The sequence below is a fragment of the Edaphobacter sp. 4G125 genome (assembly GCF_014274685.1).
In the GTDB taxonomy this organism is placed as follows: domain Bacteria; phylum Acidobacteriota; class Terriglobia; order Terriglobales; family Acidobacteriaceae; genus Edaphobacter.
The window spans coordinates 612,658-625,415 of record NZ_CP060393.1; the positions used below are offsets into that span (position 1 = coordinate 612,658).

General features: G+C 54.4%; 7 protein-coding genes. 5 read left to right on the forward strand and 2 right to left on the reverse strand.

Annotated features, from left to right (window positions below):
* Positions 1-52 precede the first annotated feature (52 nt).
* From H7846_RS02575 to H7846_RS02595, 5 genes are read left to right on the forward strand one after another with little or no spacing between them, the layout of a single operon-like run.
* Positions 53-2,605: an ABC transporter permease gene (locus H7846_RS02575; protein WP_255460804.1), complete on the forward strand. Its 2,553-nt coding sequence runs from the start codon at positions 53-55 to the stop codon at positions 2,603-2,605.
* A gap of 9 nt (positions 2,606-2,614) precedes the next feature.
* Positions 2,615-3,322: an ABC transporter ATP-binding protein gene (locus H7846_RS02580; protein WP_186694992.1), complete on the forward strand. Its 708-nt coding sequence runs from the start codon at positions 2,615-2,617 to the stop codon at positions 3,320-3,322.
* The gene (locus H7846_RS02585; RefSeq protein WP_255460805.1) at positions 3,319-5,193 is read left to right on the forward strand and encodes a TolC family protein; all 1,875 of its coding nucleotides are present in this window, start codon (positions 3,319-3,321) and stop codon (positions 5,191-5,193) included. Before H7846_RS02580 ends, H7846_RS02585 begins: the two co-directional genes overlap by 4 nt.
* Positions 5,194-5,207: 14 nt before the next feature.
* Complete coding sequence (locus H7846_RS02590) at positions 5,208-6,611, forward strand: sigma-54-dependent transcriptional regulator (RefSeq protein WP_186694994.1); 1,404 nt, start codon at positions 5,208-5,210, stop codon at positions 6,609-6,611.
* Positions 6,601-7,998, forward strand: coding sequence for a sensor histidine kinase (locus tag H7846_RS02595; RefSeq protein ID WP_186694995.1), 1,398 nt, complete (start codon positions 6,601-6,603; stop codon positions 7,996-7,998). The genes H7846_RS02590 and H7846_RS02595 overlap by 11 nt, the downstream gene beginning before the upstream one ends.
* Here the strand turns inward: H7846_RS02595 and H7846_RS02600 are convergent.
* Positions 7,995-8,861 (reverse strand): RraA family protein, encoded by an 867-nt coding sequence (locus H7846_RS02600; protein WP_255460806.1) that lies wholly within the window; start codon positions 8,859-8,861, stop codon positions 7,995-7,997. The genes H7846_RS02595 and H7846_RS02600 overlap by 4 nt on opposite strands.
* A gap of 299 nt (positions 8,862-9,160) precedes the next feature.
* Positions 9,161-12,757, reverse strand: coding sequence for a TonB-dependent receptor (locus H7846_RS02605; protein ID WP_186694997.1), 3,597 nt, complete (start codon positions 12,755-12,757; stop codon positions 9,161-9,163).
* Position 12,758 lies beyond the last annotated feature (1 nt).

Consider the following 12,758-nt stretch of genomic DNA (forward strand, 5'->3'; position numbering starts at 1 on the left):
CGTTTTCCACGAGAGTATTTCAGACGTGTAATGAGCAATCGAAGGAGTGAGCATGAACCGATTGATGCAGGACGTAAAGTTTGCGCTGCGGCAGCTGCGAAAGGCCCCGGGGTTCACAATCACGGCTGTCATCACGCTTGCTCTGGGAATTGGAGCAAACGCGGCGATCTTTACGCTTGTTCATGCGGTTTTGCTGAAGAACCTTCCGGTTGCGGATCCTTCCTTGCTAGTTCGGGTTGGTGATCGAGATGACTGCTGTGTGAATGGTGGAGTGCCGGATGAGAACAACTATTCCATCTTCGCCTCGGAGTTGTATGAACATCTCCGCGATAATTCGCCCGAGTTTGAAAACCTTGCGGCGATGCAGGCGGGTGTCGGAGACGGTGGGATCACAGCGCGAAGTGCACGCCCAGGCGATCTGCCAAAGGCGATGCGGGGAGAGATGGTCACGGGCAATTATTTTCAGGTTCTCGGCCTGAATCCCTATGCGGGCAGATTGATCGTGCCTTCGGATGATGTTCCTGGTGCGCCGATGGGCGTGGTGATGAGTTATCAGGCTTGGCAGCGCGATTACGGATCGGATCCATCCGTGGTGGGGAGCAAGTTCACATTGAACACATATCCCGTGACGATCCTCGGTATCACTCCGCCTGCGTTCTACGGAGACCGCATGACGGATTCTCCTCCGGACTTCTATATTCCGATGGTTCTCGAGCCTCAACTGGGGCCTGCTTATCCGACAAGCCTTCTGCACCGCCGAGGAGCAAATTGGCTCTATCTACTGGGCAAGGTTAAACCGGGCACGAACGTTGCGCAGCTTCAGGCAAAGATGAGTGCTTCGCTGCGGAATTATCTGGCGACACTGGATAACTACAAGAAAGAAGGGATGGCCAAGAACCTTGCCGATTCGCATGTAGTGCTGACACCTGGAGGCGCAGGCATTGCCAATATGCAGCAGGAGTTCGGTAAGGGGTTACGGCTTCTGATCACGATCTCGGCGTTGGTGTTGTTGATTGCCTGCGCGAACATTGCCAACCTTGTGCTGGTGCGCGGTATGGCGCGTCGTGCAGAGACTTCGATTCGCATGGCGCTGGGTGCGCAGAGAAAGAGACTGATTCGGCAGATGCTCACGGAGAGCATTGTGCTGTCATGCATCGGCGGTTTTGCGGGATTACTGATTGCTTTCGGAGGGACAAAGCTGTTGTTGGCCATGGCGTTCCCACAGGCCACGAGCCTTCCGATTGAGGCGAGTCCTTCGCTTGTGGTGCTGGCATTTGCCTTTGGGTTGTCATTGCTGACAGGACTGGTTTTTGGAATTGCTCCAGCCTGGATCACATCACATTCGCAGCCGGCTGAGGCTCTGCGTGGATCGAATCGATCGACAGGTGACAGTGCTGGATGGTTGCAGAAGTCGCTGGTGATTCTGCAAGCGGCACTTTCGCTGGTGTTGCTGGTTGGCGCTGGTCTGATGGCGAAGAGTCTGAATAAACTGCAGAACCAGGACTTCGGCGTGATCACTGAGAATCGTGTGGTCGCGCACTTCAGCCCAGAGAATGCTGGCTACAAACAGGAACAACTCCAGGCACTCTACGACAGGATCGATCAGAACCTCCATGCATTACCAGGTGTGGAGAAGGCATCTCTTTCGCTCTACACACCGTTGGAAGGAAATAACTGGGGTGAGGGCGTGTTTATTCAGGGGCGTCCAGAACCCAGAGTGGGAGATCACATTGGCGCCTCATGGCTGAGGGTGAGTCCGGAGTACTTCGACATCGTGGGCCATCGTGTACTTCGCGGGCGCGGAGTAACCGTGCACGATACGGCGACGTCAGCTCCCGTGGTTGTCGTGAATGAGACATTTGTGAAGAAGTTCTTTCCGCATGGAGAGGATCCGATTGGAGCGCACTTTGGTGTATCCGGTATGGAGAGTGTAGGCGACTGGGAGATTGTAGGAGTTGTCTCAGACATCAAATACAACAATCTGCGAAATCCAACCCGGCCGATGTACTTCCGTCCACTATTGCAGGTTGCGCACACTAAGCCGGAAGACGATATCCGATCGCTTTATGCCGGAGCGATCATGTTGCAGACCAAAGGACAAGTGGACGGGTTGGAATCGCAGATACGCAGAACGCTCGCCAACATTGATCCCAATCTGACGATCACGCGATACGAGACCTTCGCAGAACAGATCCACGGACAGTTCAATCAGGAGCGATTGATTGCCCGGCTCACATTAATGTTTGGCCTGCTGGCCCTGATTCTTGCCTCTGTTGGTTTGTATGGAGTGACGGCGTATTCCGTAGCGAGGCGTACACCGGAGATTGGCGTGCGGATGGCGTTAGGTGCAAACCGCAGCAGCGTGGTCGGCATGGTGCTAAAAGAAGCGATGCTACAGGCAGGTATCGGTCTTGCAATTGGAATTCCGGTGGCATGGATATGTGCGAGGTTTGTGCAGTCACAACTGTATGGTGTAGGTGGGCACGATGCGATGGTTCTGGCAGGAGCAATTCTAGTGCTGGTATGCGCGGCATGCATTGCTGGGTTGATTCCAGCACAACGAGCGGCATCGACAGATCCGGTAAAGGCGCTGCGAACAGAATAAGAGGTCATCATGATTGAGCTGAGGAACATTGAGCGCAGCTACAAAGCTGGGCATACAGAGACATGGGTTTTGCGCCGCATCAACCTGACGATTCAGCCGTGGGAATTTGTGACCATTATGGGGCCGTCGGGAGCGGGCAAATCCTCGCTGTTGAATGTGTTGGGCATGCTGGACGACCAGTGGAAGGGTGAGTTCGATTTCGATGGCGAGGCCGTTCATCGGATGAACCGCAAGCAGCGCGCCGACCTGGCGCGCAGACGCATCGGCATGGTCTTTCAGAGCTATCACCTGCTGGACGATCTGACGGTCGCGGAGAACATCGACCTTCCGCTCTCGTACAAGGACATTCCTCGAGCGGAGCGCCAGGGTATGGTGGCCGATACTCTGGACCGATTCCAGATTGTGGGCAAGAAGGATCTGTATCCACATCAGCTCTCGGGCGGACAGCAGCAACTGGTAGGAATTGCGCGCGCGATGATCCACAAGCCGTCGCTGTTGCTAGCTGATGAACCCACGGGAAATCTGCAATCGAAACAAGCGAAGGAGATCATGGAGATGTTCCGGCAGTTGAATGAGGAAGGCACGACGATCGTACAAGTGACACATTCGGAGGCCAATGCTGCCTATGGCACGCGCACGATCGAGCTGCGGGACGGATGGGTCTACTCCGATACAGCGGGTACGGTTGCCGGTGCGGCCGAGGAGGTGAACCAGTGAGGAGTTTCTTTCCCCGTTCTGTGAGTGCATTTCTTCTGCTCGCGATTCCCTCGTGGGGACAGGCGACACAGGCCCCAACGCTGCGGCTGGATATTCCGCACTCCCACAACCCAATTAATGCCTATCGAGCCACGCTGGTACCGGAGCCGAACCTGGCGAATACTCCGCGGATCGACACACTGGTGCATGATGGCGTGCTGGAGCTAAGCCTGAAAGATGCGATCTTGCTGGCGCTGGAGAACAATCTCGACCTTGCGATTGCGCGATACAACATTCCTATCGCCGAGGCGGACATCCTTCGTACACGCGCTGGCGCTTCATTCCGTGGTGTGAATACAGGCGTGGTCCAGAATACGCCTGGAGGCGGCGCTGGAGGGTTTGGCTCGGGAGCGAGCGGTGCTGGAGCTGGAGGAACCTCGAGCGGTGCCGGCGGCGCTGGTTCGGGAGCGTCAGGATTGGTGACCTCAACGCTCGGTGCAGGAACCAATGTCCCATCGTTCGATCCGTCATTAACTGGGACGTTTAATAATGAGCACTACACTCAGCCACTCTCGAATATTTCAATCTATGGCGTTCCTTTGTTACAACAGAATACGACGGAGGGAAATCTTAGCTATACGCAGGCTTTCCCAACCGGGACAACATTATCAGCGGTGTTTCAAAACAATCGCGGGGCGACGAACAGCCCAAGAAGCTATCTGAATCCAACGTTGAATACTTACTATCACATTGCTTTGCAGCAGCAGTTGTTGGCAGGATTTGGTTTTGGCCCTAATCTTCGTTATCTGCGAATTGCGAAGAACAACCAGAAGATTTCTGATCAGGCGTTCAAGCTACAGGTAATTACGACGATCACGCAGATCGCTAATATGTATTGGGATTTGGTCGCCGCTTACGAAGACGCAGGCGTGAAGAACCGCGCACTCGATTTCGCAAAGCAGACGCTGGATAGCGGACGCAAGCAGCTTGCCCTGCAGGCGATTCCGGCAATGGATGTGATGAAGGATGAAGCTGAGGTTGCGAACCGCGAACAGGACCTTACGATTGCGAAGACAACCCTTCAGTTCCAGGAACTTCTGATGAAGAATGCTCTGACCAAAAATCTGGATGATCCTATCCTGGAGGCGATGCCGGTTCGTCCCACTGATTCAAGTGCAACGATGAATACTCAGACGGGGGGCTCAACCGAGGAAGATATTGTGCTTGCCTTACGCGATCGGATTGAATTGAGCGAATCGAACATCGATCTCGAAAACCGCGAGATCAGCCGCAGTGCAGCCCGTAATGCATTGTTGCCCACGGTTGCATTGACTGCGTTCTACGGTGGAACCGGCCTTGCGGGACCACAGAATCCCGCTGCGGGAATTCCTTCAACTGCACCTCCCGATTGGGGTGGAGCATTACATAATGCGTTCAATAATTCTGCTCCGGACTACTATGTGGGACTTTCTCTCAATGTGCCAATTCGCAACCGTGTAGCAAAATCAGATCAGTACAGGTCGGAGTTGGAGACTCGGCAGGCCGAACTGCGTTTGCAACAACTGAAGAAGCAGATTCGCATCGAAGTTCGCAATGCGGAGTATGCGTTGGAACAGAGTAAAGCGCGTGTGGAATCCGCCCGCAAGGCGCGCGATCTGGCTCAGAAGACATTCGATATCACGGCGAAGGAACAGGAGCTGGGTGCAGGTTCCAACTATCAAACCCTGACGGCGCGCCGTGATTTGTCGGCAGCCGAGTCGGCCTTGGTGGCAGCGATGACGGCATACCAGAAGGCGAAGATCGAATTAGATCGCTCGTTAGGGACGACGCTGGATGCGAACCAAATTTCGATAGAATCGGCGAGGACGGGTGTTGCCCCGAGCGGTCAGTAACGGAAGAGGTTTTCATGGTGGGAGAAGAAGCGGCAAAGGACACGCGGACAGCGAATCAGGAAGCTCCGTGCAGACTGCTTGTCGCGGACGATCAGCCTCATATTCTTGAGGCTCTTCATCTTTTGTTGCAGCCCGAAGGGTATGAATTCGAGATGGTGCGGACTCCAGCCCTGGCGCTGGAAGCCCTCACCCGCGAGAGTTTTGACGGAGTGCTTGTCGATCTGAACTATACCCGTGACACGACTTCAGGCGAGGAAGGGCTGGAACTCGTCGCCCGTATTCGTGAGATCGATTCCCAGGTGCCTATTGTCGTGATGACGGCATGGGGCAATATCGATCTCGCCGTGAAGGCGATGCGGAGGGGTGCGGGAGACTTCATTCAGAAGCCGTGGGAGAACGCCCGACTGTTGAGCGTCTTGCGCACTCAGGTAGAGCTTTACCGCAGTCAGCGCCGTGCGCAATGGCTGGAGGCGGAGAACAGGATTCTACGTGCGTCCGGCACCCCCGACTTTATTGCTTCGGCTCCCGCAATGCGTTCGGTCGTCGAGACCATTGCAAGAATCGGTCCTTCGGATGCCAATGTCCTTATTACAGGCGAGCATGGCACCGGGAAAGAGGTTGTTGCACAGACGCTGCACCGGCTCTCCTCTCGTGCCGATCGAACCCTGGTTGCGGTCAACACGGGAGCTTTGCCTGAAGGAACCTTCGAGAGCGAACTGTTTGGCCACATGAAAGGAGCTTTTACGGACGCGCGTGCGGACCGCATCGGAAGGTTTGAGCTCGCTAATCATGGCACGTTATTTCTCGATGAGATTGCTAACATCCCCGTGCGGCAGCAGGCCAAGCTGCTTCGCGTTCTGGAGACTGGTGAGATGGAGCGCGTAGGCTCATCGAAGACGCAGCGGATCAATGTGAGGATTATCTCCGCAACCAACGCTGATCTACGTGCGGAGTGCGCTGCAGGAAGGTTTCGCGAGGATTTACTATTTCGGTTGAATACGGTTGAGATTCAGCTGCCTCCGTTACGTGATCGCCGTGAAGATATTCCCGCACTGGCCGCGCACTTTATGGCGCGTCACGCTACGCGGTATCGTCGACAACTTCAGAGATTTGACGCGGCTGCGATGCAACAGATTCTGCAATACAGCTGGCCGGGAAACGTTCGCGAGCTCGACCATACGATTGAAAGGGCGGTCCTGATGGCACGCGGAGAACGAATCGAGGCGGCAGACCTTGGTTTGCACACTCCCCGAAGCGTATCTGGACAGAGTCTTGAGGAGATGAGTCTCGAGACGGTAGAGGCGGTCCTGATTCGCAAAGCACTTGCGCGCGCCAATGGGAATGTCAGTCAGGCGGCTGATGCACTTGGCTTGAGTCGCGGCGCGCTCTATCGTCGTATTGAGAAATATGGCCTCTGATCCACGACCGCGTTCGAGACCCGAGCGAATCCCTCTGGGGGGAACGCGAAGGCGGGTTGGTTTCGAGCGTCGGTTTCGCCTATGGCTATTTCTGACGGGCGTACCCACTCTGGTGCTGTCCTGGGTGCTGTTGCATCAGGCGAAAGTCGATAGTGCGATCCAGTGGATATTGCTCCTGCTGATTGCAGGAGTATGGGCGTTTCTAGTGTCAGTGCTGATGGAGCAGCTCATCCGACCACTCCAGACCCTTGCGAATGTTGTAGCGGCCTTGCGGGAGGATGATTACTCCTTTCGTGCTCGCGGGGCGATACGCAATGATGCGATGGGAGATCTTGCGCTTGAGATCAATGCTCTGGCCGGTATGTTGCAGGGGCAGCGTGCCGGAGCACTGGAAGCGATGGCTCTTGTGGAGCATGTTTTGAATGCGATGCAGTCTCCTGTTTTGGCATTCGACCCGTATGGGAAGCTGAAGTTGATGAACGCTGCAGCAGAACAAATGCTGGGTCTGAAGGCAAACGAAGCGATCGGCAACTCTGCGGAGGAGTTTGAGCTTTCGTATCTGCTCGATGCAGAGGATGATGACCTGTTTTCGCGAGGCAGCGGACAGCAGGCAGCGCGATGGATCGTGAAGCGTGCCAGCTTTCGCCTGCGTGGCGTTCCTCATACGCTGGTGGTACTTGCGGATGTCAGTGCCGCGCTGCGAGAAGAGGAGCGACTGGCATGGGCTCGGTTGATCCGCGTATTGGCACACGAAATCAACAACTCTCTGGCTCCGATCAAATCCATTGCTGAAAGCCTGCGAGGGAGAATCGCAGCCTCTCTCCCCAAAGCCCAGCAGAACGACTTTGAACGAGGTCTAGAGGTCATTGAGAATCGCGCCGAGTCGCTCAATCGCTTCCTTCAGGCCTATCGGCAACTGATGGGCCTTCCGGCTCCACGACTTGAACCTGTCTCCATAGGTCCACTGATTGCCCGGGTTGCTCAGTTGGAGACGCGGCTTGATGTGCAGATAGAGAAGGGCGCTGAGATTACGCTCTCGATGGATGTGGATCAAATTCAACAGGCGCTGATCAATCTTGTGCGGAACGCCGCAGAAGCTGCTTTGAGTCCTGATGCTCAGAACAATGGGTCTGCTTGTGTTGCGATCAGTTGGAAGATCCTGAAAGACGATGTCGTGATCGGAATTGAAGATAACGGTCCTGGTTTGACGAATACCAGTAACCTCTTCGTGCCTTTTTATACGACTAAGCCTAACGGCACCGGTATTGGACTAGCCCTGGCGCAACAGATCGCACAGGCTCATCATGGAACGGTGGAGCTTCACAATCGAGCTGAAGCCCTGCACGGATGCAGGGCCGAGCTCAGACTTCCGCGGCGAAACGATTAATCTCCATGTCCTTCGCGGCGAGCGAGCTCTGCTTTGAACTCATCGCGGGTCATCTTCAATTTTTCCGGATGCTGATCGATCCATTTTGCAAATGCCTGGTATTTTGCGCGGTTCCAGCCACCTTCGAACTCTGCTCCATTCTTTCCGGCGGCATTCAGCTCGAAATTAAAGGCGTCCTCAAGATTGGTGAACTCGGCCGAGGCAACCGCGGCAGAGGCGAGAACCGCGGGAACGAAGAGGATCCCATCCTGCTTTGCGATCACCAGGTCACCGGGAAGCACCGTTGCCCGGCCGATGCGGATCGGCGCGTTGATCGAGGTCAACGTCATGTCCTTCCATGCAGAAGGATCGCTGGCGCGGTAAAAACCATTCAGATCCGGAATCTTTTTGTTCTCTTCTACGTCGCGAATTCCCGCATCGAAGACGAAGCCAGTATGCGAGTGTGCGGCGATTCCGCTGCCGAGGTTCGATCCGATCAACGTTCCCTCGACGATCTTTCCAAATCCGTCCGCCACATACACATCGCCATTCTGAAGCTCATTGATGGGCCACATGTTGTTTCCGCCTGTCCTGCCTTCCTTCTTGCCCTCATCTTTGATCGCAGAGACCATGTCGGGGCGAGCAGGCATGTACTGGGCGGTCAGAGCGCGTCCGGCCATCGGCTTCTCGATGTGCAGCGCCTGCCATCCACCTTCATACTGACAGTGGTATCCATGCTCGGTGAGATAGTCCCATAGGTCTTCAAGAGTGACGTCGAGAGCACGCTGCAGGAGAGAGTCGGGAATCTTAGGACGTCCATCTGGGAACCGCTCCCCTTTCCACCCCGAGGTGTAAAAGAGGATCTGCTCTTTTGTGGTCTTCACCTGCGCTGAAAGAGAGGCGGTGCAGAATATCGCGAAGAAACAAAATGTAGAGAGAAGAATACGTCGCAAGTGGACACCCCTTAGAGATGATGTTCAATATTCCTGATGCTTCCAGGACACTCATCGCAACAGAGGCAATCCGTGCCTCTTGCCTTGGAAGAGCTTCTAGCCAGCGTGAAAAAACTATCACACTGCATCGGCAAACACCACGGACAGAAAGCCGAGCTTAAATAAAAAATCCCTTAGAAGTCGCCTGTTTTCAGACGGCCTTCTAAGGGATCCCAGAACGAACGATATGTCTAGAACGTAATCTTCGCAGCCATCTGCAATTGTCGTGGAGTGCTTGTGATGCTTGTCACAAAGCCCGCGTTCGAGTTGCCGATCGTCGTTCCAGGAGCGGCCAGAATCTGAGCGTTGTACACATTGAAAGCTTCGGCTCGCAGTTCAAGCTGGATCTGATCGTGCAATGGAGTGACTTTGATCAGCGAGAAATCCAGATTGTTATAAGGCTGCGTACTTAGGACGCCGCGCCCCATATTTCCGAACGAAGCAGAAGGTGCTGCAAATGCTCCTGGGTTGAAGACGCAATATCCTGCTCCGGTGGGAGACTTTGCTCCAATCGCAACGGAGCCGCAACTTCCCTGCCCAGAATCGCCAACAACATTGGGGCGACTATAGCCAGAGACCGTTCCATTGTTGCCGGAGATGTTGGCCGGATCGCCATTGACGGTAAGGTTATAGGGTTGTCCAGAACGAATCTGGAAGACGTAGTTCATGCGGACTCCGCCGAAGATATAAGACGAAACACCGCGGTTTAGCCAGCGCTGTCCTTTTCCGAAGGGCAGACTATAGTTGGTGCTCCAGGTGAAGTAATGAGGAATGTTGTAACTGCAAACTCCGTAGGCGTTGGCCGGATCAAAATAGTTCTGCACAACGGAGCCGCCCCCGGTTCCGTTCTCTGCGTTGAAGAGCCCCGAGCTATTGTCCATGCACTTAGACCAAGTATAAGAGGCGATCGTCGAGAGCGATTGTGAAAAGCGCTTCTGAAATTGTAGTAAGAGGGCGTTGTAGTTAGAGTATCCAGTCGAAGAAGAGTAATTCCATGCCGGTGAAGACCATGGCATCAGCTTCAGAGCATCGATTGTTGCTGCAGGTGTTCCATTGGGAGAAGCCTGACGTGCGGCATTTACCTTACCAGTGAAGTTGAGACGAGTGTTTTTTGAGCCTGCATAACCGATGGAGAAAAGGGTCGAAGGCGTGAGCTGTTGTTGTAACTGAAGATTGTATTGATGTGACCGAGCATCATCGTAGCTGGGCGAATTGACATACGCGGATGCCAACCAGGGTGAGGCGGCAATGATTGGATTCGGGAAGTTGCCCGCAAGTGAAGTGATGCTGACCAGCGGATTTGCTGAGGCACCTGGCCAGATTCCCGCGGTCTGGACGTTCGTTGTCTGATTGGTGATGCCTTTGGTGTAAGGCCATACAGTGCCTTCGATATTGTTTTGCGCATACTGGCTGCGGCCACTGATGGTGTCATAGACCAGGCCATAACCTCCACGCAGTACGGTATTCGGTTGGAACTGCCAGGCGAAACCTACGCGCGGGCCGATATTGTCGGTCAAACCGCTCATTGCCTGTTTGGTGTTTCCGCCAAATACGATGTGATCGTTAAAGGGCACACTGGAGATTCCACCAGGGATACATGGGTTGACGAAGGTTCCTGAGGTCGCGCAGGTTGGAACATTTGCTGCGCCGATGGTGTATTTCTGATTGAAGAAATCAATCTGGTTGGCTAGTCGCTGGTTATCGATGATCACCGGAGTGCCGTAGTCATAACGAACGCCAAGATTGAGTGTCAGGTTTGGCGTGACCTTCCATTCGTCCTGGATATAACCCGAGATGGTGGCGAGGTGGAATATAACTGCTCCATACTGCGGAGTCTCTGCGCTGATGCTCGCAGGGAAGCCGAGCAGGGCGCTGGCTGCGGAGTTTCCGGTTCCCGACGTATTCTTGTTGCTGGTGATGGAATCAGAGAACGTGAAGATCTGCTGAAGATTGGATTGAAAGCGGCTCTGATAAAGGTAGGCGACTCCTCCTTTGATGCTGTGATTGCCCTTCAGCCAGCTCAGGTCAACGCCTGCACTGATGACAGGATTGCGGCGATAAGAGGTCCCCTGGTTACCGGCAGCTGATGTCGTATATGGGGCAGCAAGATTGATCACCATGCCGCCATACGTGCCGAGGTTCGAGAAGCCCGCCGATGTAGCAGATGCGAACCCATCCGGAGCCGCACTCTGGCTGAAGACATAAGGCTTGAACATAACGCCGCCGCGTGCATCCAGCATCAGCCTGTCGGTAAAGGCATGGGTAAAGCCCCCGCCAATGTTGTAAACATGATAGTCGCTGACAGCGGATTCGATGGTTCCAGTGACTGGCTGGGTGTCATGGACCCACATTTGGCTGATTCGGAAGAAGCCGAAGTTTCGATCGTTGAAGTGATGATCGAGACGGAGCTGCCAGCTGTTATTCGTATCAATTTGCGGCCTCTGCTCGATGTAATTGAAGCTATTCGAAGGGCCGCTCGGTGCATTGGTTTGCTGGTAATAGGCAGCCAGATACTTCTGCATCTGTGGGCTGATTGCGCCGGTCGGAATCTTGTTGCAGGGTGTTCCCGCAGGCTGGGTGCCATTGCTGGATAAGGAAAGGGCGTTGCCAGCGGTGTCGCAGCGAAAAGGCTGGACAGTACAGGTAGTTCCTGCACACTGAGTTGAAAAGGGATTGTAGATCTGCTGCTTATAAAAGCTCTGCGAAAAATCACCGTTGAGCTCAGCCGCGGTTGGGACAAGGGCTGTGGAAAGTGTCGGCTTGCTGTAACGCCACCCCTCGTAGGCGGCAAAGAAGAAGGTCTTGTCCTTGAAGATAGGACCGCCCACCGCTGCGCCGAACTCATTCTGGGTGTAATGGCCGGGTGCGGCAGGAGTTGAGGTGGATGATCCAGCGCCACAACGCGCCGGCGTACAGAAATCTGTGAAAGGATTTCGTGCATCGAAGATGTTGTTCCGCACAAACTCCCAGGCTGAGCCGTGGAACTGGTTTGTTCCCGAACGGCTGGCCATGTTAACTACGCCTCCGAGTACGCCCCCGTACTCCGCCTTATCGTTATGCGACTGCACCTTGAATTCGCTGGTTGCGTCGATGATTGGAAGGAAACCATAGATTGAAGTACGGAAGTCCGTATTGTTGATTCCATCGAGCAGGTACATCGTCGATCGGTTCTGCTGGCCGAAAACAGCTGGCTTATAGAAGGCGGTTCCCGGAATTCCCGTAACACCAGAATCGGTTGTACTTACGCTCGATCCCTGCGCCGTCGAGACTGGAGTGACTCCAGGGGTAAGAATAAGTAGCTGAGTAAAATTGCGGCCATTCAAGGGAAGTTGCTGCACCTCTTTCGTTTCGATGACGGTGCCCAATTCGGAAGAGGACTTTTGTGTCAAATTCCCGACCAGCGACGAAGAAACCTCAATCGTTTCGTTCGATGCGCCAGTTTGCAGTGTCTGATTCTGGGTGACTGTCTGGTTCACATCGATGGAGAATGCTGGAGACTGATTGGTCTTGAATCCAGACATTGCGACCTTCAACATGTAGTTTCCTGGTTGGACGCTCAGGATAGCAAAGAAGCCTGTTCCGTTCGTGACCGTATGTCGAACGATGCCGGTGTCGGTCGCCACGAGATCAACGGACGCTCCGGGAATGACAGCTCCGGTCGGGTCTGTGATCGTTCCATTTACAGCGCCCGCGGATGTCTGGGCAGGTGCTGTACTGGTGATGAGGAGCATTACAACAAGGGAGAAAGTCAGATAGATTCTGCGCAAATTTTGATGTAGATCATTCATG

Excerpts from the sequence above, each read along its gene's own strand:
- H7846_RS02575 (WP_255460804.1), top strand. The coding sequence starts at position 53 with ATGAACCGATTGATGCAGGACGTAAAGTTTGCGCTGCGGCAGCTGCGA.
- H7846_RS02580 (WP_186694992.1), top strand. The coding sequence starts at position 2,615 with ATGATTGAGCTGAGGAACATTGAGCGCAGCTACAAAGCTGGGCATACA.
- H7846_RS02590 (WP_186694994.1), top strand. The coding sequence starts at position 5,208 with ATGGTGGGAGAAGAAGCGGCAAAGGACACGCGGACAGCGAATCAGGAA.
- H7846_RS02595 (WP_186694995.1), top strand. The coding sequence starts at position 6,601 with ATGGCCTCTGATCCACGACCGCGTTCGAGACCCGAGCGAATCCCTCTG.
- H7846_RS02605 (WP_186694997.1), bottom strand. The coding sequence starts at position 12,757 with ATGAATGATCTACATCAAAATTTGCGCAGAATCTATCTGACTTTCTCC.